This is a genomic window from Brevundimonas sp. SPF441 (genome assembly GCF_009661015.1).
Lineage (GTDB): Bacteria > Pseudomonadota > Alphaproteobacteria > Caulobacterales > Caulobacteraceae > Brevundimonas > Brevundimonas vesicularis.
Genome location: NZ_WJWX01000037.1, coordinates 1 through 21,768 on the forward strand (window position 1 = coordinate 1; position 21,768 = coordinate 21,768).

Sequence of the window (21,768 nt, forward strand, 5' to 3'; positions counted from 1 at the left end):
GCCCCGCCCCTTTACCCCGCCGCCTATCCGCAGGTCGTCGGCGTCACCGCCGTCAACGCCCAGGGCCGCGTCATTGCCGAAGCGGGGCGCGGAGATCAGGTCGATTACGCCGCGCCGGGCGCCGACATGGCCGCCGCCGGACGCGCCGGCAGTTTCGTTTCGGTGCGCGGCACCTCCTTCGCCGCGCCGCTGGTCGCAGGCCTGATCGGGAAGTCCGGCCGCCAGGGTTTGAACGCGATCGACGCCGGCGCATCCGGCCGCGACGCCGTCTATGGACAAGGTGTGGTGGGCCTCTCCCTTCGCACCCCGCCCGCCGCTGTCGGCGCGCGCGGTCGACTGCCGTCGTAAAAAAGATTCGTCTGCCGGGATGAAACTGACCGACGGCGTCGTTGGACCCTGTGAGGGCGATCAAAGCCCGGAACAACAGGAGATACGACCATGAAAAAGACCCTGATGACCGCGACCGTCGCCTTCGGCCTGATGCTGGCCGGCGCCTCGCAGGCTCAGATCCTGGGCGGCTCGGGCGGTCTGGGCGGTAATCTCGGCGGCAGTCTGGGCGGCCAAGTCGGCGGCCTGACCGGCGGCGCGACGGGCGCCGGCTCGCTGACCGGAAACCTGGGCGGTTCGCTGGACAGCTCGCGCGTCACCGATCATGCGACCTCCACCCTGACCCGCGCCGAACGCCGCGCTCAACAGGCCCGCGCCCGCGCTGAGGCCACGGCGGCCCGCACCCGAGACGCCGCAACCTCGACGGCAAGGACGACGGTCGGCACAGCCCAAACCACCGCTGGCGCCGCACGTGATCGCGCGGCTGGTCTGGCACAAGGCGCCGTATCGACCGTGAACTCCGCCTCGGTCTCCGGCTCGGCTTCGGGCGACGCATCCAGCTCCGCCTCGACCTCGCGCGGCGATGCGGCGACCTCGGGCTCGGCCAACGGTTCGGCTTCCGCCTCACGCAGCGGCGTTGCGCTGTCGGCCGGCGCCAGCGCAAACGGCTCGGCCAACGCCGGCGCCAAGCCCAACTGATCCTGAGTGGATTCTAAAGGCCCCCGGAGCATGCGCTCCGGGGGTTTTGTCTTATCCGATCAAAGCCCGCGCCGCCGCCCGCGCCTCGTCGGTGATTTCCGCTCCCGACAGCATGCGCGCGATCTCTTCCTGACGGCGCTGGTCGTCCAGGGCGACGACGGTGGTGGTGGTCAGGCCGTCGCGGTCGCCCTTCATCACCTTCCAGTGGGCATGGCCGCGCGCGGCGACTTGCGGACTGTGCGTTACGACCAGGACCTGGGCGCCGTTCGACAGGCGTTTCAGACGCGATCCGACGGCTTCGGCCACCGCGCCGCCGACTCCCTGATCCACCTCGTCGAAGATCATCACGGGCTGACGGATGTCCTCGCGGCTTGCGAGGGCCGCCTTCATCGCCAGGGCGAAACGCGCCAGTTCGCCGCCTGAAGCGATGGCGTCCAGCGGGCCGAAGTCGGTTCCGGCGTTGGTCGCAATCTGGAAGCGCACCGTCTCGACGCCGTCCGGCCCGCGTCGGCCCTCGATCGGCTCCAGAGCCACGCGGAACCGCGCGCGCTCCAGCTTCAGAGGGCCCAATTCTCCCATGACGGCGGCGGTCAGCCGTTCGGCGGCCGCTTCCCGCGCCGAGGTCAGGAAAGTGGCCGCCAGATCATAGGCTTCCGCCGCCTCGGCCGCCTCGCGCCCGGCATTGGTCAGCGCCTCCTCCCCATCCTCGATCAGCCGAAGCTGCTCGCGCAGGCGAATGCGCAGGGTCGGCAGGGCGTCGACCGTGGTGTGCAGCTTGCGGGCGGCGGCGCGCAGGGCGAACAACCGCTCCTCCGCCTTGTCCAGACGGCCGGGCTCATAGTCGAAGGCGTCGGCGGCGGCGTCTACGGCGGCGAGGGCTTCCGCCGCCTCGACCATGGTGCGGTCGATCGCCTCCACGGCGGCTGACAGTTTGACGATGACCGGATGATCGCCCTCAGCGCCCGCTTGCCCTGCCCTCTGGCGCGCATGTTCGACGGCCCTCAACGCCGCGCCCAGCTTCTGGCTCAGCTTGTCGCCGCCCAGCTGAGTGCGCGCATCGCCTAAATCGGCGATGGCCTTTTCGGCGGCGCCCAGCAGGGCGCGTTCGCCTGCCAGTTCCGTCTCTTCGTCGGCGCGCGGATCCAGCGCATCCAGTTCCGAGAGGTTCAGGCTGATTTCTTCGCGCCGCGCATCGGCGTCCGCCGCCTGCGCCTTCAGCTCCGCCAGCTTCGCCTCGGCGGCCTTGAGCTTGGCGGAGGCCGACGCGACCGCCGACAATTGAGGCTGCAGTCCGCCATAGGCGTCCAGCGACGCGCGGTGCGTTCGCCAGTCCAGCAGGCCCACCGTCTCATGCTGGCCGTGCACCTCGACCAGGGCCGCGCCGATCTCGCGCACGGCCGTCACACCGGCCGGCTGATCATTGACATAGGCCCGGCTGCGACCGTCGGCGCCCAAGACGCGGCGAAGGATCAGATCCTCCCCCGGCTGCACATCAAACCCCTTGTCGGCGATCAGGGCCAGCAGATCGGGATCGTCGGGGGCGGAGAACACGGCGGTGGCCACAGCCTGTTTAGCGCCATTTCGCACCAGGCCTGCATCGCCCCGCCCGCCGAGCGCCAGGCCGAGCGCGTCCAGAATGATCGACTTGCCGGCTCCGGTTTCGCCGGTCAGCACGGTCAGGCCGTTCTCGACCTCGAGATCGAGCACGTCCACCAGGACGACGTCACGAATGGAAAGGGCGGTCAGCATCGCGTCAGGCGCCGGCGGAACGAATCATGACCGACAGAATCCCGATCCCCGCCGGATTGCACAAGCCGTCGCGTGATCAGCCCGGAATGATCCGCTGCAGCCAGCTTTCGCGCTTGCCCTCGGGTGCCTTGTCCGGCGTCTGGCCGTTTTCGGTCAGCAGCGCATAGGCCTCGGCGTACCAGGGGCTGCCCGGATAATTGTAGCCCAGCACGGCGCCGTTACGCGTCGCCTCTTCCTTCAGACCCAGTTGGAGGTTGACCTCGACCAGGCGATACAGGGCTTCGGGCGTGTGCGAGGTGCGCTGGAAGTCCGGGTTGGCGATCACGGCTTTGTAACGGTTCAGGGCCGCCAGCGGCTGGTTGGCGCGCTGATAGTAGCGGCCGATGTTCATTTCCTTGCCGGCCAGCTGGTCGTTGACCATGTCGATCTTGACGGCGGCGTCCGACGCATAGGGCGTGCCCGGATAGCGGCGCGACACATCCTTCAGACCGGCCAAGGCCGCGGTGGCGTAACCCTGATCGCGCCCCACGTCGGTGATCTGCTCGAAGTTGCAGACGGCCTTCATGTAGAAGGCGTAGGACGCCGACGGGTTGCCGGGGAACAGTTGGATGAACCGGTCGGCCGCCGCGATGGCGTCGGCATAGGCGTTGTTCTGATAGTAGGCGTAGATCTGCATCAGGATCGAACGACGCGCCCAGTCCGAATAGGGATGCTGGCGTTCCACTTCCTGGAAATAGTCCACGGCGTCGGACCAGCGGCGCTGCTGCAGCCGATCATAGCCGGTGTTGTAAAGCGCCTCGACCGGACGTTCCTCATAGGCCAGCTTGGGGCGGTTCTTGCCCGCGCAGCCTGAAATCGTCACTGCGGCGAGCGCGGCGGCCATCAGCACCATGCCGGAACGGAACTTAGAAGCGGACAAGGACGACCCCATGACGTGTGAAGGACGGCCCTGAAGCCGTTCCCCGGAAACCAACGCGGCGACCTCTAGCACCCGCAACCGAGCCGCGCCATGCCGAGGAAAACTCAGCATACGACTTGCCCTGCCCGGCTCCACTGGTAAAGAGCGCGCCAACCGACCGCCGTTCATGGGGGGCGGATGACGGCGAAAGGATGACCGGCCGATGAAGCTGCTCTCAGGCAACTCCAACCGCGCACTGTCCCAGGCGATCGCCGACCACCTGGATGCGCCCCTGACCAAGGCCCAGGTCAAGCGGTTCGCCGACAACGAGGTCTTCGCCATCATCGAGGAAAACGTCCGCGGCGAGGACGTCTTCATCCTGCAGTCGACCTCCTATCCGGCCAACGACAACCTGATGGAGCTGCTGATCATAACCGACGCTCTGGTGCGGGCATCGGCGAAGCGGATCACGGCCGTCATCCCCTATTTCGGCTATGCGCGTCAGGATCGTAAGACCGGCGGCCGCACGCCGATTTCGGCCAAGCTGGTCGCCAATCTGATTACCCGCGCCGGCGCCGACCGCGTCCTGACGATGGATCTGCACGCCGGTCAGATCCAGGGTTTCTTCGACATTCCGACCGACAATCTGGTCGCGACCCCCGTGTTGGCGCAGGACATCAAGGAAAACTACGCCCGCGGCGACGACCTGATGATCGTCTCGCCCGACGTCGGCGGCGTGGTGCGCGCGCGTTCGCTGGCCAGCCGCCTGGACGCCGATCTCGCCATCGTCGACAAGCGCCGGCCCAAGGCGGGCGAGAGCGAGGTCATGAACATCATCGGCGACGTGCAGGGCCGCCGCTGCATCCTGTTCGACGACATCGTCGATTCGGGCGGCACCTTGGTCAACGCCGCCAAGGCCCTGATCGACCAAGGTGCGACCGAGGTTTCGGCCTACATCAGCCACGGCGTCCTGTCCGGCCCCGCCGTCCAGCGCATTACCGACGGTCCGCTGAAGGAGCTGGTGATCACCAACTCCATCGAGCAACCCCACGAAGTTTTGAACTGCCCGAAAATCCGAGCGGTTTCCGTGGCTCCGCTGGTCGGAGAGGCTATCCGACGGATCGCGAACGAAGAATCGGTGTCGAAACTGTTCGATTAACCTTCGGATAACCATAAGGCCCGCCTTATAAGCGCCAACAGTATTGGCGCTTTTTGCGCGCGTATTCGCCTGAGGAAGTCTCCATGAAAACGGCCCTACTGAGCCGCGGTCTGTCGGCCGCCGCCCTCGCCGCCGCTGTCCTGCTCGCCAGTTGCGAGAGCGGACCCTCGAAGGCCGAGCTGGAAGCCCAGCGTCTGGCGGCGGAACTGGCCGCCCGCAAGCCGCCCCCCGTGTCCCTGAATCAGGGCGTGGCGGACGCCGCCGCGATCTACGTCGCCTTCCTGCGTGAAGCCCAGACGATCCAGCCTGGCGGCTTCCCCGATGCGGAATCGATTCAGGCCGCCTTGCGCAAGGGGTCGGCCTATGACGCCGACCAGCTGTCGCGCGGCCTGATCGCTTACGGCGCCATCATCGCCCTGCAGTCGCCCGAATTCGTCGCCGGCGTGCAGCAGTATGCGATCGATCCGGCGCAGCGTCAGCGCATGGTCGCCCAGATCGTCGCCGACCCGGCCTACGCCGCCACCCTGCCCGGCGCCGATGCGGCCGCCGGCCTGATCTCGGCGACCGTCGGCAAGGACGCCATCGCCATGCGCGCCATCGCCGAGGCGATCGAGCAGGACGCCTACACCATCCAGGGCCGCAGCGATCCCCGCCGCCGCTGGGCCATCACGCCGATTCCGAACCGCGAAGTGCGGCTGGAAAGTGCAAAGACCCTGTCGGCCGTGAAGATGCTGCCGTCGCCCGAGGAATCGAGCCGCTTGTTCGCCGCCGCCAACAGCGGCACGGGCTTGGGCCTTGAGCCTTCGCGCAAGGGCCCGCCCTACACCCCCGCCGTCGTCCGCTCTCTGGCCATCGCGGCTCTGGGCGCGCTCGGCGCCGGCGGCGACGAGGCCCGGGTCAATACCGAGGCCCTGACGCACGAGCCGAACAGCGAGTTCTGCATGGATATGTCCAAGCTGATGCTGTTCCAGTGCCTGGCCGCCTCACGCCCTAGCTACGAGGACATCTTCTGCCTGGGCCGTCACATCACCCGCGACCTGGCGACCTGCACCACTGAGGCGACGCAGATCACCACCATCGTCGTCGGCGACCCTCAGGAAACCGGCGCCGCGCCGGCGCGCACGCCTATCTCCGTCACCGTCCCGCAAGCGACGCCTGTTCCGACCCCGGCCGTTGCGACCACCCAATCGCTGAACACGACACCCTCGCGCTAAGCGACTTCGAACAGAGCAAGGCCCGCTCCGAGCGATCGGAGCGGGCCTTTTTCGTGGGCGAGCGGCCTATTCGTAACCGTGCGCCGCTTCGTTGATGACCTGTGACGGCATGGACGAGAAGTCCACGGCGACGGGCGTCGCGGTCTTGGATTGATAGGTCCGAAGCACGTGCGTCAGGCGACGACGCACCTCACGCTCGGCCTCCGTGCCGGTGTCGAGCGCCAGGGGCGCCAGGCAGAAGTCAATGATGGCTTCGGTTCGGGTCAGCGGTTCCATTTGCGGGTTCCTTTCCGGGTTAAGCCGCGTGGGTGAACTGGGCGGTCTCGGTCGAGTCCTTCAGCGCCGTCGTCGAAGACGTGCCGTTGGAGATGACCGTGGCGACCTGGTCGAAATAGCCGGTGCCGACTTCGCGTTGGTGACGCGTGGCGGTGTAGCCGATGGCCTCGTTGGCGAACTCGCGCTGTTGCAGCTCCGAATAGGCCGCCATGCCGCGATCGCGATAACCGTCCGCCAGCTCGAACATCGAGTTGTTCAGGCTGTGGAAGCCAGCCAGGGTCACGAACTGGAACTTGTAGCCCATTGCGCCCAGCTCGCGCTGGAACTTGGCGATGGTGGCGTCGTCCAGCTTGGCCTTCCAGTTGAAGGACGGCGAGCAGTTGTAGGCCATCAGCTTGCCCGGATGGGCCTTCTGAACCGCCTCCGCGAACTTCTTGGCGTCGTCCAGATCCGGGTGCGACGTCTCCCACCACAGCAGGTCGGCGATATTGGCGTAGGACAGGCCGCGCGCGATGCAGTGGTCCAGACCCGTGCCTTCCTTCAGGCGGAAGAAGCCTTCAGGCGTGCGGTTGTCGCGATCGATGAAGGGCTGGTCCCGCTCGTCGATGTCCGAGGTGATCAGTTGCGCGCTCTCGGCGTCCGTGCGCGCGACCGTGATGGTCGGCGTGCCCATGACGTCGGCGGCCAGACGGGCGGCGACCAGATTGCGCTCATGCGCCTGGGTCGGGATCAGAACCTTGCCACCCAGGTGGCCGCACTTCTTTTCCGACGCCAGCTGGTCCTCGAAGTGAACGCCGGCCGCGCCCGCCTCGATGAAGGCCTTCATGATCTCGAAGCTGTTCAGCGGCCCGCCGAAACCGGCTTCCGCGTCGGCGACGATGGGAACGAACCAGTCGCGCTTGGCCCCGCCCTCGGCATGCTCGATCTGATCGGCGCGCTGCAGTGTGCGGTTGATGCGGCGGCACAGTTCCGGCGCGGCGTTGGCCGGGTACAGCGACTGGTCGGGGTACATGGCGCCGGCCGTATTGGCGTCCGCCGCGACCTGCCAGCCAGACAGATAGATAGCCTTCAGGCCCGCGCGGACCATCTGCATGGCCTGGTTGCCGGTCACGGCGCCCAACGCATTGATGAAGGGTTCGTCGTGCAGCAGTTGCCACAGGCGGTTGGCGCCCCGCTCGGCCAGCGTATGGGTGATCGGCACCGAGCCGCGCAGGCGCAGGACGTCCTCAGGAGTGTAGGGGCGCTCGATGCCGTCGAAACGGCCGGCGGGCGAAGGCACCAGATCGGCGAAGGTGGTCATGATCAAACTCGGTCTCTGAAGGGCGCGGCCGCAGCCGCCGTCTCGGAGACAAGAACACGCACCGGTCAAAACTGATACAGACCGAACCCCATCAACGAAGTCATCTTGTCATACTATGACTTTGCCTATTCGGTCACGTTGTGACATCGTGCGGTGATGAACACCGCCGCTGACCGCAAGCTGTTTCTGGGCGCCCGGCTCAAGCGGCTGCGGCGCGATCTCGGCCTGACCCAGACCGCCATGGCTGCCGACCTGGACGTTTCGCCCAGCTATCTCAATCACATAGAGCGCAATCAGCGCCCGGTCTCAGCTCAGCTGCTGCTGCGATTGGCGGACACCTATGACGTCGATCTGCGCGCGCTGAACCAGGGTGGCGCGGCGGACGAGGCGCGTCTCACGGAGATCCTGACCGACCCGCTGTTTAAGGGTTTGTCCGCCCCCCGGCATGAACTGGTGCAGCTGTTGGAAGAGGCGCCCGGTGTGGCCGACGCCCTGCTGCGCCTCTATCAGGCCTTCGACGACGGCCGCACGCGTGCCCGCGCCGCCGCCGAGACGGGCGAGAGCCCGATCGAGACCAGCCCGGCCGAATGGGTGCGCGAATACATCCAGTCGCGCGGCAACCATTTTCCCGAACTGGACCAGATGGGCGAGGCCCTGTCCGACGCCCTGTCCGCCGAGGCGCCCGCCCACGCCGACGGCTTCGAACCCGCCGCCCGTCATCGGCTGGCGGCCAAGCACGACCTCGGCGTCCGCACTCTGCCGGCCGAGGTCATGGTGGAATGGACCCGCCGCTACGACCTGCACCGCCGCCGGCTGTTGCTGTCGGAAACCCTGGGGCCGTCCTCACGCGCCTTCGCCATCGCCTATCAACTGGCCCTGGCCGAGCAGGGGCCGGCGCTCAACGCGCTGGCGGAGACCGCCGGCGCCCCGGACGGGCCGACTCGCTCCCTGCTGAAGGTCGCCCTGACCAACACGCTCGCCGCCGCGACCCTGATGCCCTACGCCGCCTTCCAGCGGGCGGCGGAAGAGACGCGCTATGACCTGGCTCGGCTCCAGGCCCGGTTCGGCGTCAGCTACGAACAGGCCGCGCACCGCCTGACCACCCTGTCGCGCCCCACCGCGCGCGGCGTGCCCTTCTTCCTGATGCGGGTCGATCAGGCGGGCAACATCTCCAAACGCTATGCGGCGGGCGCCTTTCCCTTCTCGCGCTTCGGCGGCGCCTGCCCGCGCTGGCGGCTGCATTCGGCCTTCCGCACGCCCGGCCGCATCGTCACCCAGATCATCGAGACTCCAGATGGCGGCCGCTGGTTCACCTTCGCCCGCACGGTCGAGCGGCAAGGCCACGACGGCTATGGCGAGCACCACGACCTCGCCGTCGGCCTGGGCTGCGAACTGCGTCATGCGCATCGTCTGGCCTACGCCCACGGCATCGACCTGCAGAACCCCGAGGTCACGCCCATCGGCCCGGCCTGCCGCCTGTGCCACCGCCACCCGTGCGCCGAACGCGCCGCCGCCCCCATCGACCGCCCGCTGGCGGTCGATGACTGGTCCAAGTCGGTCAGCCCCTATCCGTTCGGCGCGGCCTGAGGCCTAGCGCCTCTGATCGGTCGTGCGGTCGCGGATGGCGTTGAACTCGGCCGTCGGCTTCCACGCAGGCCAGCTCTCGCTGTCGGCCACCGTCAGCCCCAGCCGATACAGCAGGTCCAAGTTCTGCAAGGCGGCCGTGAAGTCGTAGTCGGCCCGCCATTCGTCGGTCAGCTTGTGATAATATTTGGCCATCGCGCCCTCGTAATAGGGCTTGCCCGCCTCGATCCCGCCCTCGACGAAATCGCGGCCTGTCCACGGCATCAGGGCCGGCACCCCGCCGGCCGCGAAGTTGAAGTGGTCGGAGCGGTAATAGAAGCCTTCCTCCGGATAGCCGTCGCCCGTCACGACCCGCCCCTGCACGGCCGCAAACCGGCCCAGGATATCCTCCAACTCGGACTTGCCCACGCCGAACACCGCCACGTCGCGCGTCGCTGGCGTGAAGGGCAGCATGTCGATGTTGATGTCCGCCGCCGTCTTGGCCAGCGGATAGACCGGATCGGCAGCATAGGCCTCCGACCCCAGCAGCCCCTGCTCCTCGGCCGTGACGTGCAGGAAGACCACGGTGCGCTTCGGCGCCGGTCCAGCCTTGAACGCCCGCGCCATCTCGATCAGACCGGCCGTCCCCGACGCATTGTCCCAGGCGCCGTTGAAGATGTCGTCGCCCTCGGCATTGGGCGTCCGGGCCTTGCCGACGTGATCCCAGTGGGCGGAATAGAAGACGTACTCGTCAGGCCGCTCGGTGCCGGGGATCTTGGCCAGCAGGTTGTTGGAGTGGATGACCTCGGTGGTCTCGGCGATATCGACGCTTAGACGCGCGCCCAGATCCAGAACGCCCCCCAAGGCGGTCGTCTTCGCCCGCTCGACGGCGGCTTCCAGGGGCGCGCCGCCGATCACTGTCGCCGTGGCCATGTTGATGGATCCGCTGAACCGCGGGTCCTGCGCGCCCTTGACCGTCATCTGCGGCCGGGTCGCCCCGCCCACGGCGCGACGCCAGCGGTTGTCCTGGTCCTGAAGCGTGATGACGCCCACGGCTCCGCGCTTCAGCGCCTCCTGGGTCTTGTGCGTGGTCGAGCCGTAGAAGTTGGGATCCTCGCCCATCACCGCCGGCTGGCCGCGCAGAATGACCACGACCTTGCCGGTCAGGTCCGCATTGCCATAGTCGTCCCAGGTCGGCCCCGAAATGCCGTAACCGGCGAAAACCAGCGGCGCCTCGGCCGTCACGACCGGTTCCGCCGACCCGGCGCGCAGGGTGATGTCCGTCCCGGAAACCAGCGGATGCGCCACGCCGTCCGCCCCGGTCCAGGACGCCGTCGGCGCCCGCTCCGGCGTGAACCGCACCAGATCGACAGGCTGCAGCCATGATCCGTCGCGCCCGCCCGGCTCCAGCCCCATCGCCTCATACTGCGCCTGCAGATAGGCCAGGGTCAGCCGTTCGCCGATCAGGCCGGGGAACCGTCCCTCCAACTCGTCCGACGCCAGATATTTGATGTGGTCCGACAGGCGCTGGACGCTGAACTGAGGCGTCGCGGCCGAGGCGACGGCGAAGGCGTCCAGCTTGGGCGCCGGCGATGCGACCGGCGTCGTCGCGCAGGCGGCGAGTGCGAGCGCCGCGAGGGCGATCAGGGGTGAACGGCGATGGATCATTGAACTGACTCGACAGGCGAAATGGCAAAGGGGCGGAGATTCCTCCCCGCCCCATCTTGATGTGTGAAAAGACTAGCGGCGTTCGGACGCGGTCGTGGCGCGCACCGGCGCGAACTCCGAACCCGACTTCCACTGCGGCCAGTCGCGACCGTTCGCCAGGGCGCGACCGACATCGTAGAAGACCGTCAGATCCTCAATCATGCCGCTGTAGTCCCAGTCGGGCGACCATTCATCCGCCGCCTGGTGATAGCGTTTGGCGCCGTATTCCGACCGCGCCGCCTCGCGCGCGGCGATCGGTTCGTCGCGGAATTCGCCCCGGCTGCCGGCATAGGCCATCGGCACGCCGCGCTTGGCCAGCGGGAAGTGGTCCGAACGGTAATAGGTGCCGGCCGCATTTTCGTAGTCCGGCACCAGCGACCGCCCTTGCGGCTGGATCGCCGCCGCCAGACGTTCGTCGAAGTCCGACTGGCCATATCCGGTGACGCCCAGACCGGTGACGCGGCCATAGACGTTCATCGAGTCCATGTTGAACCCGCCCACCGTCTTGGCCAGCGGATAGACCGGGTTCACCGCATAGTATTCCGAGCCCAGCAGGCCGCTTTCCTCGCCGGTGAAGCTGATCATCACGATCGAGCGCTCGGTGCGCGGCGCGCGACCGAACATGCGCGCCAGCTCCAACAGACCCGCCGTGCCCGAGGCGTTGTCCACCGCCCCGTTGAAGATGCGGTCGCCGGTCGCATCCGGCTCGCCCATGCCGATGTGATCCCAGTGGGCGGTATAGAGGATCGTCTCGTCCGGATGAGTCGCGCCCGGCAGGCGGGCGATGACATTGTGGCTGGTGACCTGATTGGTGGCCACGTCGAACTCGGTCGAGAAGGATGCGCCGGGCAAGGCGACCGGCTGGAAGTCACGGCTGCGCGCCTGGACCTTCAGCGCGTCGAAATCCAGACCCGCGCGGCGGAACAGATCGACCGCCACGTCACGCTGGATCCAGCCCTCCATCGGCACGCGCTCCGCCGCTGCATTTTGGCGCAGGATGTCGAACTGCGACACGCCCCAGGAGTTGGCGACCGTCTGCCAGCCGTAAGACGCCGGCGCCGTCTCGTGAACGATCAGCACGCCCGCCGCGCCCTGTTTGGCCGCCTCCTCGTATTTGTAGGTCCAGCGGCCGTAGTAGGTCATGGCCTTGCCGCCGAAGGTGTTCAGCGCCGGCTCTTCGAAGTCGGCGTCATTGACCAAAACCACCAGAATCTTCCCACGCAGGTCCTGGCCCTTGAAGTCGTTCCATTGCCGCTCGGGCGCATTGATGCCGTAGCCGACGAAGACCAGCGGCGCGTCCTTCAGGCTGACGTGTTCGGCCGGGCGACGGGTCGAGATGGCGACCTCGCGCCCTTGCGTCATCGGCAGGGTCCAGTCGCCCAGCTTCAGCGAGGCCCGCACATTGGACTGGGTAAAGCGGTTCAGGATCACGTCCTGCGTCCACTGGCCGTTCGGCCCACCCGGCTCGAACCCAACGGCGGCGTAGCCTTCGCTCAGATACCGGATGACCTTTTCCTCGGCCGGTGTGGCGATGCCCCTGCCCTCGAAGCTGTCGTCCGACAGCGTCTTGATGTCCTGCGAGATCCGCGCCGCATCGAAAGTGGGGACCGTGTGAACCGCAGCGGGATTGGACGCCGTGGCGCAGGCGGACAAGGCGGCGCTCGCCAACAACACGGCGGCGAAAGAAGAGACAAGACGCATGAACTGAAGGCCCCACAGCCGAAAACGATACGCGACCCTAGGGGGCGAACTTCTCCCTGTCGATGCTGCGTCCCGGACCTTTCGTCGCAAACGAAAAAGCCCGCCGAGGCGAACCTTGGCGGGCTTAGGATTTCGATCCGGCGGCGATGCCCTTAGTGGGCGACGCCCTTCCAGATGCGGCGGTAGGCGACATAGGTGATGCCGGCGAACAGCAGCAGATAGATCATCACGCCCAGACCGGCCTGCTTGCGCTCGACCATCTTCGGCTCGGACGTCCAGGCGATGAAGGCCGCGACGTCCTTGGCGTATTGATCGACCGTCTGCGGCGAGCCGTCGTCATAGGTCACCTGACCGTTCTGAAGCGGCGGCGGCATGGCGATGAAGCCGCCGGGCGGAACGTCCTTGTGGTCGCCCGTCCAGAACGGCGTCAGGTCGCCGGCCATATAGGGGTTGTAGTGCTGACCCTCGCGGATCTGCAGGCCGGCCGGCGCGGCCTTGTAGCCCGACAGCAGCGAATAGATGTAGTTGGCGCCGTCGTGACGGGCCTTGGCCATGACCGATAGGTCGGGCGGCGCGGCGCCGCCATTGCCCGCCGCCGCCGCCGTGGCGTTCGGATAGGGGGCGCGGAACTTGTCGGCTGGGGTGGCGTCACGCTGGATCGCCTCGCCGGTCTCGCTGTCGATGTCGCCGACCTGGTTTTCCTTGGCCAGAGCCTTCACGACGGGGTTGTCGTTCGGGTTCGGGTACTTCGGATTCCAGAACGGCCCATGACGGTCGCCCAGGTTCCGATAGTGCATCAGGTTCATGCTGTGACAGGCGGCGCAGACCTCGTGATAGACCTTGTAGCCGCGTTGCAGCTGGCCCTGGTCATAGGTGCCGAACGGCCCTTCGAAACTGAACCCGCCCGAGCGCGGATGGGCCGCAGCGCCCGCCGCCATGGCGGGAGCGGCGGCGCTCAACAGACCCAGCGCAATCGCGGCCGAGGTGATGATCGTCTTGAACGACACGGTCTTCATTCCAATCGTCATGATTTTCAGACCTTGTGCTCGACGGCGCCGGCGCCGGTCAGGACCGGCTCGGAGATCGTCGCCGGGATCGGCAGCGGCTGCTCCTTCAACCCGACCAACGGCATGATGATCAGGAAGAAGACGAAGTAGTAGAGGGTAAAGACCCGCGTCAGCCACAGGTAGGAGTTCAGGTCGCCATCGATCAGGGTGAAGGTCTTGAACGACCCGATCACCGGCGCGTCAGGCAGCTGACCACCGCACCAGCCCAGGCCAACGCCCACCACCAGGAAGATGATGAAGAAGGTCCGCATCGTCGGGCGATAGCGCATCGAGCGTACCTTGGAAGTATCCAGCCAGGGCAGGACGAACAGCACGCCGATGGCGCTGAACATCGCCACCACGCCGCCGAACTTGTCCGGGATGGCGCGCAGGATCGCGTAGAAGGGCAGCATGTACCACTCGGGCACGATGTGCGCCGGCGTCTGCAGCGGATTGGCCGGGATGTAGTTGTCGGCGTGGCCCAGCGCGTTCGGCTGATAGAAGACGAAGATGGCGAACAGGATCAGGAACAGGATGATCGCAAAGCCGTCCTTGACCGTGAAATACGGGTGGAAGGGCAGCGTGTCCTTCTTCTCACGATCCTTCGGAATCAGGATGCCGACCGGGTTGTTCTGACCTGCCGAGTGCAGCGCCCAAAGGTGAAGCACGACGCAGCCCAGGATCGCGAACGGCAGCAGATAGTGCAGCGAGAAGAAGCGGTTCAGCGTCGCATTGTCGATCGCCGGGCCGCCGCGCAGCCAGATCAGGATCGGCTCGCCCAGCACGGGGATGGCGCCGATCAGGTTGGTGATGACCTCAGCGCCCCAGAACGACATCTGGCCCCACGGCAGGACGTAACCCAGGAAGGCGGTGGCGATCATCAGGAAGAAGATCACGCAGCCGATGATCCAGATCATCTCGCGCGGCGCCTTGTACGAACCGTAGTAGAGGCCGCGCAGCATGTGCAGATAGACGGCGATGAAGAACATCGACGCGCCGTTGGCGTGGACATAACGGATCAGCCAGCCGCCGTTCACGTCGCGCATGATGCGCTCGACCGAGGCGAAGGCCAGATCGACGTTCGGCGTATAGTGCATGGCCAGGACGATGCCGGTGACGATCTGCGTCATCAGGCACAGGGCCAGGATGCCGCCGAAGGTCCACCAGTAGTTCAGGTTCCGCGGCGTCGGCAGGGACATGTAGTCCGCGCCGAAACGGATGATCGGCAGCCGGGTGTCCAGCCACTTCTCGACGCCCGTCTTCGGGACGTAGGTGCTCTCGTGATCGCTCATGATTCCCCCTTGGTCCTCAGCCGATCTTGACGCGGGTGTCGGACAGATAATCGTATTCCGGCACCACCAGGTTCAGAGGCGCCGGCCCCTTACGAATGCGGCCGGAAGCGTCGTAGTGCGAGCCGTGGCAGGGGCAGAACCAGCCGCCGTAATCGCCCGCGCCAAAGGTCGGCACGCAGCCCAGGTGCGTGCACGAACCGATGACGACCAGATATTTCTCGTGACCCGGCTTGGTGCGCTCGGCGTCGGTCTGGGGCTGTTTCAGGTCCGGAGCGTGATCGTCCGCGATGACCTTCTGCAGCTCGGCCGGGGTACGGTAACGCACGAACACCGGCTTGCCCTGCCATTTGATGACGACCTGCTGGCCTTCCTGAACCTTGGTCAGGTCGAACTCGATCGACGCCAGCGCCAGCGTATCGGCCGCCGGATTCATCTGGTTGATCAGCGGCCATGCGATCATGGCGCCCGCGCCGACCGCTGCGGCGCCCGCCGCGATGTAAATAAAGTCCCGACGATTGGGATCACCGCCCTCAGGGCTATGACCGTCTTCCGTATGCACGACCGATTCGGCCACGTTTCCACCTCTCGAACGCCGCAGAAGACCCCCAAGGGCGTCCCCAGCCACGGCACGAACCAACAAAAGACGCCGGGAATCCCCGACGGCCCGTGACTTGCGCCGCGTGGACGCAAGCTGCTGACGTTTCTTGCGAAACGCTCGCAAACAGACCGCGACAAACCCCCTCGCCGCGCGTATGTCAGGCCTTAGAATGCGTCTCGCCCTTTTTCAACCGGACATTCCTCAGAACGTCGGAGCCTGCATCCGATTGTCGGCCTGTTTCGGCGTCGATCTGCATGTGATCGAGCCCACGGGCTTCCGTTTTGACGACCGCGCCATGAAGCGCGCCGCCCTCGACTACGGCCCGCTGTCCCACATGACCCGCCACGCCAACTGGCAGGCCTTCCAGGCGGATCGTCCGGCCGGGCGGCTGGTGCTGCTTACGACCAAGGGCGCGACTCCCCTGCCCGATTTCGTCTTCCAGCCTGACGACACCCTGCTGTTCGGCAAGGAAAGCGCCGGCGCCCCCGACTATGTCCACGCCGCCGCCGATGCGCGTGTCGTCGTGCCGCTTAGGCCCGACGCCCGCTCGCTGAACCTGTCGGTCACCGCCGGAATCGCCCTGTGGGAAGGCCTGCGCCAGACGGGCGCCGTCGGTCAGTTCTGAGCCGAAGCGGGCTCCTGCCGCGCCATCGACGGGCGGTCGCCGGACTTTGACGCCGCCACGGCCTCGACCGACCGCATCACCCGCAGCAGGTTCTCGCCGGCGATCTTGCGGATGTCGGCCTCAGTCCAGCCCGCCGCCATCAGGGCCGCCAGGATGCGTGGATAGGCGTCCACCCCGCCCATGCCTTCCGGCAGGCTGCCGATGCCGTCGAAGTCGGCGCCCAGGCCGACGTGATCGATGCCCGCCACCTCGCGCACGTGCTGAATATGCGCCACCACGTCGGCCAGAGTCGCCTGAGGCGTCGGATTGGCGGCGGTCCAGGCCGTCAGCCCGGCCTCGACCGCGCCGGGATCGCCGGGGTTCAGGGTCTTCAGCCGCGCTTCCTCGCCCGCCTTGGCCCCGTTCCAGGCCCGCACCGCCTCGGACACGAAACCGGGGGCCAGGTTGATCATCACGATGCCGCCGTCCTGCGGCATCATCCGCAGCACCCGATCCGGCACATTGCGCGGATGATCCGTGACCGCCCGCGCCGACGAATGGGAGAAGATCACCGGCGCATCGGACACGCGCATGGCGTCCAGCATCGTCTCCTCGGAGACGTGGCTCAGGTCGACCATCATGCCCAGCCGGTTCATCTCCTTGACCACCGCCTCGCCAAACGGGCTGAGGCCGCCCCATTTCGGCGCGTCCGTCGCGCTGTCGGCCCAGGTCGTGGTCTTGGAGTGGGTCAGCGTCATGTAGCGCGCGCCGGCCCGGTAGAACTCGCGCAGCAGGGCCAGGGAATCGTCGATCGAATAGCCGCCCTCCATCCCGATCAAGCTGGCGATACGGCCCGACTTGAACACCGCATCCACCTCGTCCGCCGTGGTCGCCAGGCCAAAGGTGTCGGGATGGGCGGCGATGATGCGTTTGGCCGTATCGATCTGCTCAAAGGTTTCCTCAACCGCCTCCAGCGGCGTCAGGCTGGCAGGCACATAGACGGACCAGAACTGCCCTCCGACGCCCCCGGCCCGCAGGCGCGCGATATCGGTATGCAGTTTGGTCGACGCCACCAGATTCTTCGTCAGATCAACGGCGTAAACGTCATTTCCGTACTGCTGTCGCAACGCCCACGGCAGGTCGTTGTGCCCGTCGATCAGGGGCGTGGTCTTCAAAATCTCCATCACACGCGCCTCATCGGCGTCCTGAGCGTGCGCCACCCCTCCCAGCGCGAGCGATACGACGGCGACGGAAACGAGACGGCGGATCATGGGCGGGCTTCCTGAAAACGGCAGACGGCCATTAGCGCCCGCGATTCTGCTTATGACAACCTGTCCGGATGACGCCGCCGCCGCGACGTGGTTCAAGCGCGCCATGAGCGACGCCGTCTTCTCCGATCCGCTCGACCTGAAGAAGGTCGAGACCCGCGCCTGGTTCGAACATCTGCGCGACCGCATCCATGCCGCCTTCGAAACGCTGGAGGATGCCGCCCCCGCCGACCTGTTCCCCGGCGAGCCCGGTCGCTTCGCCCGCACCGCATGGGAACGGCCCGAGGGCGGCGGCGGCGTCATGGGCATGATGCACGGTCGCCTGTTCGAAAAGGTCGGCGTCCACGTCTCGACGGTGCATGGCGCCTTTCCCCCCGACTACGCCAAAAACGTGCCCGGCGCCGACGTCGATCCGCGCTTCTTCGCGACGGGGATCAGCCTGATCTGCCACCCCGTCAGCCCGCGCATTCCGGCCGTGCATATGAACACGCGCTTCATCGCCACGACAAAAAGCTGGTTCGGCGGCGGCGGCGACCTGACGCCCGTGCTGATGGCGGATCGCCGTCAGGATCACCCCGACACCGTCGCCTTCCACGCCGCCATGCAGGCCGCTTGCGACGCCCACGACCCGACCTGGCACGCCAAATACAAGGCGTGGTGCGACGAGTATTTCTATCTGCCCCACCGCAAGGAGCCGCGCGGCACCGGCGGCGTCTTCTACGACCATCACGACAGCGGTGACTATGACCGCGACTTCGCCTTCACCCGCGACATCGGCCTGGCCTTCCTGGACGTCTATCCCCGCATCGTCGCCGGCCGCATGGCCGAGCCCTGGACGGCCGAGGAGCGCGAGGAACAGCTGATCCGCCGGGGCCGCTACGTCGAGTTCAACCTGCTCTACGACCGCGGCACCATGTTCGGACTGAAGACGGGCGGCAACGTCGACTCGATCCTGTCGTCCATGCCGCCGGTGGTGAAGTGGCCCTAGCCCATCGCCTCGACAAACACGTCGCCGGCCCGGCTGCGATACCGTTCGCGGTGTCGTAACAGGCGGAACGGCCGCTCCGGCAGGGTGAAGGGCGCCGTCACCAGCCGTCCGGCGGCCACCGACGCATAGGCCACGCTTTCCGACAGGGCCGTGGCTCCCGCCCCCGCCTCGGCCGCCGCCAGTACGGCTTCGTTCGACGGCAGGGTCATCGATACCGACAGGGTCGCGGGATCGACCCCCATGTCCCGCACCGCCGCCTCCAGCGTCGATCGTGTGCCGGATCCGACTTCGCGCAACACCCACGGCTGGCCCGCCAGATCCTTCGCCTCCAGCCGACGTCGCGTCGCCCATGGATGGTCCGGCGTCACCAGCACGGCCAGCCGATCCGACCCCACCTGAACCTGCGACAGGGCCGGTTCGTCCACCGTCCCCTCGACCAGGCCGATCTCGGCGGCGCCGCTCAGCACCGCCTGCGCCGCCTCGCGCGTGTTTCCGATCTCGACGGCCAGTTCGACGCCGGGATAGGCCGTGTGGAAATCCACCAATCGGCGCGGCAGCCAGTAGCTGGCGATGGTCTGGCTCGCGAACACCGCCAGACGCCCGCGCCGCAGGGCGCTCATGTCCGCCAGCGCCGCCTCGGCCGCCGCCGCCCGCGCCAGCACCGCCTTGGCCTCAGGCAGAAAGGCGCGGCCGGTCTCGTTCAGCACCACGCCCCGCCCGACCCGGTCGAACAGCCGCACGTCATGCTCAGCCTCCAGAGCGGCGATGGCGTTCGACACGGCCGACTGTGTCAGGTTCAGCGCCCTTGACGCCGCCGTCACATGGTCGCGCTCGGCGACGGCGACGAAGATACGCAGGCGTTCCAAGGTCACGATTGATCTCCAAATCGGATTGAAACGACCATAACTATCCGTTGGACCGCCGTCGAGGGCAGGCGCATCACGCTTGACGATGAAGTCCGCCGCCCTGCCCGCCCCCTTCCAAACGCCCATTTTGGCGTCGTTGACGGCGTTCGGACGCACGATCCGGCCAGGCGTCATGCTGTGCCTGCTGGTCACTCTGGCCGCCATCGGTCTGACCAGCATCGAGCGCGACGTGATCGGCCATGTCTGGCTGGAGCCGCTGGTGCTGGCCATCCTGCTGGGCGCCGCCGTCCGCACCGCCTGGACGCCTGATACGCGGTTCAAGGCCGGGATCGACTTCTCAGCCAAGACCTTGCTGGAGGTCGCGGTGGTGCTGCTCGGCGCCTCGGTCAGCGCCGCCACCCTGTCATCGCTGGGCGTCAGCTTCGTCCTGGGTATCTTCGCCCTGGTCGCGCTCGCCATCGTCGTCGGTTTCGGCGTCGGTCGCGCCTTGGGCCTGAACCCACGCATGGCCCTGCTGGTCGCCTGCGGCAACGCCATCTGCGGCAACTCGGCCATCGCCGCCGTCGCCCCCGTCATCGACGCCGACGGGAAGGAGGTCGCCGCCTCCATCGCCTTCACCGCGGTGCTCGGCGTCATCGTGGTTCTGGCCCTGCCCCTGCTGGGCGGCCTGATCCATCTGAACAACCTGCAATACGGCGCCCTGGCCGGTCTGACCGTCTATGCGGTGCCGCAGGTTCTGGCCGCCGCTGCGCCCTTCGGCGCGGTGGCCACTCAAACCGGCACGGTGGTCAAGCTGGTGCGGGTGCTGATGCTCGGTCCTGTCATCCTCGCCCTGTCGCTAATCTTCCGCGACCGCGCGCCCGGCGCCGCAAAGCCCGGCCTGTCGCGCCTGCTCCCTTGGTTCATCATCGGCTTCCTGGTCATGATCGGCCTGCGTTCGTTTGACCTGATCCCGCAGGCCGCGCTGGCGCCCATGGCCGCCGCCTCGGGCCTGCTGACCGTCGTCGCCATGGCCGCCCTGGGTCTCCAGACCGACATCCGCGCCGTCGCCCAGGCCGGCGGCCGCATCGTCGCCGCCGTCATCCTGTCGCTGGGCGCATTGGTCGTGCTGGCGCTGGCGCTGATCCGGCTGCTGGGTCTCTAGATCCCGCTGCCGTAATCCTCGACCGGCGGCGGGGTCAGCAGCAGGAAGGCGCGGATCCAGGCCGTCAGCACGGCCCGATCGTTGGGCCGCTTCAGACTGTCGATCGCCTGATCCGCCACCTCATGCGGGATGCGCGCCCCGCGCCGTCCCTCGATCAGGGCCGCCGCATAGTCCGGCTGGAACTCCGGGTGGCACTGGAACGAGATCGCATCGTCGCCCCAGGCCAGGCCGGCGTAGGGCGTGAACGCGCTGGACGCGATCACCCGCGCATCGTCCGAAACCGAGACAACCTGATCCTGGTGCGACACGGGAATGGCGATCGTGCGCGCCCGCGGATGCATCCACGGCGCATCCTCGCGCACGTCATAGCGGTGCAGCCCGACGCCCCAGCCCTTGTGCGATTTCTCCACCACCCCGCCGAACGCATGGGCCAGCGCCTGATGCCCGAAACAGATGCCGACCAGCCGCGTCCGCCCCCGCGCCGCCCTCAGCCAGTCGATCAGCTGCGGGATCCACGGCAGGTCGTCATAGACCCCCGCCGCCGACCCCGTGACGATGGCCCCCTGGAAGACCGACGGATCCTCGGGCAGTTGCCCCGACGGCACGTCGAACCGCGTCGTCGGCACGCCCTCGCCCAGCAGGGCCCGGAACCGCGCCGGATAGTCATCGAAATCGTCCTTCAGATGCTCCGGCGGGTGTCCGGTTTCCAGAATGGCGATGCGCGTCATGCGATCAACCTAGTGACTGCGGTCAGAAGGTCCAGACCTCGGCCCGTCCGCCCGCTTCGCCCAGCGCCCCCGCGACCCAGCCGCAGATCTCGGTCGCGGCAGCTTCCGCGCCCGCCGGCGGATTGACCACCACCATGGCGCAGCCGTTCATCTTCATCGGATTGGTCAGCGGCCTCAGCCGCGCCTCGGCGACCAGGGTCGGGCCCGCCTTGCCCTGCAGCCGCCGGATGAAGCCGTCGAAGGTCTCCAGATCCTTCAGCGGCGTCCAGATCGCCACTGTCGCCGTTGGATCACGCCTCACCACCGAAATCGCGGTCTCGGCCGAGCGGATATAGTCGTCGGGCTTTTCGAACGGCGGGTCGATCAGCACCAGCGGCCCGCGCACCGTCGCCGCCTCCGCCCCCACCGCCGCATAGCCGTCGCCCTCGCGCGCCTCGGCGTTCGCGCGCCCCGTCAGCGCCTCGGCCAGCATGGCCCGCACCGGCGGGTTCAGCTCGAACCCGACATACCGACCGCCAGGCGTCAGCGCGTCCGCGATCAGCAACGGCGACCCCGGATAGAACCGCGCCCCGCCCTCAGGATTTAGCGCCGCGACCTCGTCCGCCAGCGCGTCCATCAGCGGCGTCCGCCCGTCGGCGGAC

The 21,768-nt window shown here is 67.4% G+C and carries 21 protein-coding genes; 8 read left to right on the forward strand and 13 right to left on the reverse strand.

Annotated elements, in window-relative coordinates; translation table 11 throughout:
• Together GGC30_RS15270 and GGC30_RS15275 are read left to right on the forward strand one after the other, a co-directional pair.
• Positions 1-348, forward strand: a 348-nt coding sequence (locus GGC30_RS15270) for a S8 family serine peptidase (RefSeq protein WP_153925871.1), incomplete at its 5' end; no start/stop codon positions are given.
• Between the two features lie 90 nt (positions 349-438).
• A complete protein-coding gene (locus GGC30_RS15275; protein WP_153925873.1) occupies positions 439-1,026 on the forward strand; it encodes a hypothetical protein in 588 nt (195 codons plus the stop codon).
• 51 nt (positions 1,027-1,077) lie between these two features.
• Here GGC30_RS15275 and recN read toward each other — a convergent pair whose 3' ends face one another.
• Together recN and GGC30_RS15285 are read right to left on the reverse strand one after the other, a co-directional pair.
• On the reverse strand, positions 1,078-2,775 hold the full coding sequence (gene recN / locus GGC30_RS15280) for a DNA repair protein RecN (protein WP_153925875.1): 1,698 nt from the start codon (positions 2,773-2,775) through the stop codon (positions 1,078-1,080).
• 76 nt (positions 2,776-2,851) lie between these two features.
• Positions 2,852-3,706: an outer membrane protein assembly factor BamD gene (locus GGC30_RS15285; RefSeq protein ID WP_038293489.1), complete on the reverse strand. Its 855-nt coding sequence runs from the start codon at positions 3,704-3,706 to the stop codon at positions 2,852-2,854.
• Positions 3,707-3,896: 190 nt separating this feature from the next.
• Here GGC30_RS15285 and GGC30_RS15290 point away from each other — a divergent pair, with 190 nt between their 5' ends.
• Together GGC30_RS15290 and GGC30_RS15295 are read left to right on the forward strand one after the other, a co-directional pair.
• Entirely contained in the window at positions 3,897-4,832 is a 936-nt protein-coding gene (locus GGC30_RS15290) for a ribose-phosphate pyrophosphokinase (RefSeq protein WP_039245590.1), read from the forward strand.
• Between the two features lie 83 nt (positions 4,833-4,915).
• Complete coding sequence (locus GGC30_RS15295; RefSeq protein ID WP_066550779.1) at positions 4,916-6,046, forward strand: hypothetical protein; 1,131 nt, start codon at positions 4,916-4,918, stop codon at positions 6,044-6,046.
• 66 nt (positions 6,047-6,112) lie between these two features.
• Here GGC30_RS15295 and GGC30_RS15300 read toward each other — a convergent pair whose 3' ends face one another.
• Both GGC30_RS15300 and aceA read right to left on the reverse strand, forming a co-directional pair.
• Complete coding sequence (locus GGC30_RS15300; RefSeq protein WP_045810109.1) at positions 6,113-6,322, reverse strand: hypothetical protein; 210 nt, start codon at positions 6,320-6,322, stop codon at positions 6,113-6,115.
• A 19-nt stretch (positions 6,323-6,341) separates the two neighbouring features.
• Positions 6,342-7,622 (reverse strand): isocitrate lyase, encoded by a 1,281-nt coding sequence (aceA, locus tag GGC30_RS15305; protein WP_017504162.1) that lies wholly within the window; start codon positions 7,620-7,622, stop codon positions 6,342-6,344.
• A 156-nt stretch (positions 7,623-7,778) separates the two neighbouring features.
• On the opposite strand from aceA, the gene GGC30_RS15310 reads away from it, so the two are divergent.
• Entirely contained in the window at positions 7,779-9,209 is a 1,431-nt protein-coding gene (locus GGC30_RS15310; protein ID WP_153925877.1) for a short-chain fatty acyl-CoA regulator family protein, read from the forward strand.
• 3 nt (positions 9,210-9,212) lie between these two features.
• On the opposite strand, the gene GGC30_RS15315 is transcribed toward GGC30_RS15310, so the two are convergent.
• From GGC30_RS15315 to petA, 5 genes are all read right to left on the reverse strand, one after another.
• Positions 9,213-10,853, reverse strand: coding sequence for a M28 family peptidase (locus tag GGC30_RS15315; RefSeq protein ID WP_153925879.1), 1,641 nt, complete (start codon positions 10,851-10,853; stop codon positions 9,213-9,215).
• A 72-nt stretch (positions 10,854-10,925) separates the two neighbouring features.
• Positions 10,926-12,593, reverse strand: a complete 1,668-nt coding sequence (locus tag GGC30_RS15320) for a M28 family metallopeptidase (protein WP_153925881.1) — start codon at positions 12,591-12,593, stop codon at positions 10,926-10,928.
• Between the two features lie 152 nt (positions 12,594-12,745).
• Positions 12,746-13,621: a cytochrome c1 gene (locus tag GGC30_RS15325; protein WP_228763776.1), complete on the reverse strand. Its 876-nt coding sequence runs from the start codon at positions 13,619-13,621 to the stop codon at positions 12,746-12,748.
• A gap of 5 nt (positions 13,622-13,626) precedes the next feature.
• Positions 13,627-14,931, reverse strand: a complete 1,305-nt coding sequence (locus GGC30_RS15330) for a cytochrome b N-terminal domain-containing protein (RefSeq protein ID WP_039245598.1) — start codon at positions 14,929-14,931, stop codon at positions 13,627-13,629.
• A gap of 16 nt (positions 14,932-14,947) precedes the next feature.
• Positions 14,948-15,505, reverse strand: a complete 558-nt coding sequence (gene petA / locus GGC30_RS15335) for a ubiquinol-cytochrome c reductase iron-sulfur subunit (RefSeq protein ID WP_045810115.1) — start codon at positions 15,503-15,505, stop codon at positions 14,948-14,950.
• Between the two features lie 193 nt (positions 15,506-15,698).
• Between petA and GGC30_RS15340 the strand changes: the two genes are divergently transcribed.
• Positions 15,699-16,154, forward strand: coding sequence for a tRNA (cytidine(34)-2'-O)-methyltransferase (locus GGC30_RS15340; RefSeq protein WP_153925883.1), 456 nt, complete (start codon positions 15,699-15,701; stop codon positions 16,152-16,154).
• Here the strand turns inward: GGC30_RS15340 and GGC30_RS15345 are convergent.
• Positions 16,145-17,404, reverse strand: a complete 1,260-nt coding sequence (locus GGC30_RS15345) for a dipeptidase (protein ID WP_153925885.1) — start codon at positions 17,402-17,404, stop codon at positions 16,145-16,147. The genes GGC30_RS15340 and GGC30_RS15345 overlap by 10 nt on opposite strands.
• A gap of 103 nt (positions 17,405-17,507) precedes the next feature.
• On the opposite strand from GGC30_RS15345, the gene hemF reads away from it, so the two are divergent.
• Positions 17,508-18,389 (forward strand): oxygen-dependent coproporphyrinogen oxidase, encoded by an 882-nt coding sequence (gene hemF / locus GGC30_RS15350; protein ID WP_153925895.1) that lies wholly within the window; start codon positions 17,508-17,510, stop codon positions 18,387-18,389.
• On the opposite strand, the gene GGC30_RS15355 is transcribed toward hemF, so the two are convergent.
• Positions 18,386-19,261 carry a LysR family transcriptional regulator gene (locus tag GGC30_RS15355; RefSeq protein WP_370452027.1) on the reverse strand — a complete coding sequence of 292 codons (876 nt, stop codon included), beginning with the start codon at positions 19,259-19,261 and terminating at the stop codon, positions 18,386-18,388. The genes hemF and GGC30_RS15355 overlap by 4 nt on opposite strands.
• A 79-nt stretch (positions 19,262-19,340) precedes the next feature.
• On the opposite strand from GGC30_RS15355, the gene GGC30_RS15360 reads away from it, so the two are divergent.
• A complete protein-coding gene (locus GGC30_RS15360; protein ID WP_194943621.1) occupies positions 19,341-20,399 on the forward strand; it encodes a YeiH family protein in 1,059 nt (352 codons plus the stop codon).
• On the opposite strand, the gene GGC30_RS15365 is transcribed toward GGC30_RS15360, so the two are convergent.
• Complete coding sequence (locus tag GGC30_RS15365) at positions 20,396-21,127, reverse strand: type 1 glutamine amidotransferase (RefSeq protein WP_153925887.1); 732 nt, start codon at positions 21,125-21,127, stop codon at positions 20,396-20,398. The genes GGC30_RS15360 and GGC30_RS15365 overlap by 4 nt on opposite strands.
• Positions 21,128-21,149: 22 nt before the next feature.
• Positions 21,150-21,768, reverse strand: a 619-nt coding sequence (rlmJ, locus tag GGC30_RS15370) for a 23S rRNA (adenine(2030)-N(6))-methyltransferase RlmJ (protein WP_153925889.1), incomplete at its 5' end; no start/stop codon positions are given.

Bases quoted from the DNA above. Each gene is read 5' to 3' on its own strand.
- GGC30_RS15275 (WP_153925873.1), top strand. From the start codon at position 439: ATGAAAAAGACCCTGATGACCGCGACCGTCGCCTTCGGCCTGATGCTG.
- recN (WP_153925875.1), bottom strand. From the start codon at position 2,775: ATGCTGACCGCCCTTTCCATTCGTGACGTCGTCCTGGTGGACGTGCTC.
- GGC30_RS15285 (WP_038293489.1), bottom strand. From the start codon at position 3,706: ATGGGGTCGTCCTTGTCCGCTTCTAAGTTCCGTTCCGGCATGGTGCTG.
- GGC30_RS15290 (WP_039245590.1), top strand. From the start codon at position 3,897: ATGAAGCTGCTCTCAGGCAACTCCAACCGCGCACTGTCCCAGGCGATC.
- GGC30_RS15295 (WP_066550779.1), top strand. From the start codon at position 4,916: ATGAAAACGGCCCTACTGAGCCGCGGTCTGTCGGCCGCCGCCCTCGCC.
- GGC30_RS15300 (WP_045810109.1), bottom strand. From the start codon at position 6,322: ATGGAACCGCTGACCCGAACCGAAGCCATCATTGACTTCTGCCTGGCG.
- aceA (WP_017504162.1), bottom strand. From the start codon at position 7,622: ATGACCACCTTCGCCGATCTGGTGCCTTCGCCCGCCGGCCGTTTCGAC.
- GGC30_RS15310 (WP_153925877.1), top strand. From the start codon at position 7,779: ATGAACACCGCCGCTGACCGCAAGCTGTTTCTGGGCGCCCGGCTCAAG.
- GGC30_RS15315 (WP_153925879.1), bottom strand. From the start codon at position 10,853: ATGATCCATCGCCGTTCACCCCTGATCGCCCTCGCGGCGCTCGCACTC.
- GGC30_RS15320 (WP_153925881.1), bottom strand. From the start codon at position 12,593: ATGCGTCTTGTCTCTTCTTTCGCCGCCGTGTTGTTGGCGAGCGCCGCC.
- GGC30_RS15325 (WP_228763776.1), bottom strand. From the start codon at position 13,621: ATGACGATTGGAATGAAGACCGTGTCGTTCAAGACGATCATCACCTCG.
- GGC30_RS15330 (WP_039245598.1), bottom strand. From the start codon at position 14,931: ATGAGCGATCACGAGAGCACCTACGTCCCGAAGACGGGCGTCGAGAAG.
- GGC30_RS15340 (WP_153925883.1), top strand. From the start codon at position 15,699: ATGCGTCTCGCCCTTTTTCAACCGGACATTCCTCAGAACGTCGGAGCC.
- GGC30_RS15345 (WP_153925885.1), bottom strand. From the start codon at position 17,404: ATGATCCGCCGTCTCGTTTCCGTCGCCGTCGTATCGCTCGCGCTGGGA.
- hemF (WP_153925895.1), top strand. From the start codon at position 17,508: ATGAGCGACGCCGTCTTCTCCGATCCGCTCGACCTGAAGAAGGTCGAG.
- GGC30_RS15360 (WP_194943621.1), top strand. From the start codon at position 19,341: ATGAAGTCCGCCGCCCTGCCCGCCCCCTTCCAAACGCCCATTTTGGCG.
- GGC30_RS15365 (WP_153925887.1), bottom strand. From the start codon at position 21,127: ATGACGCGCATCGCCATTCTGGAAACCGGACACCCGCCGGAGCATCTG.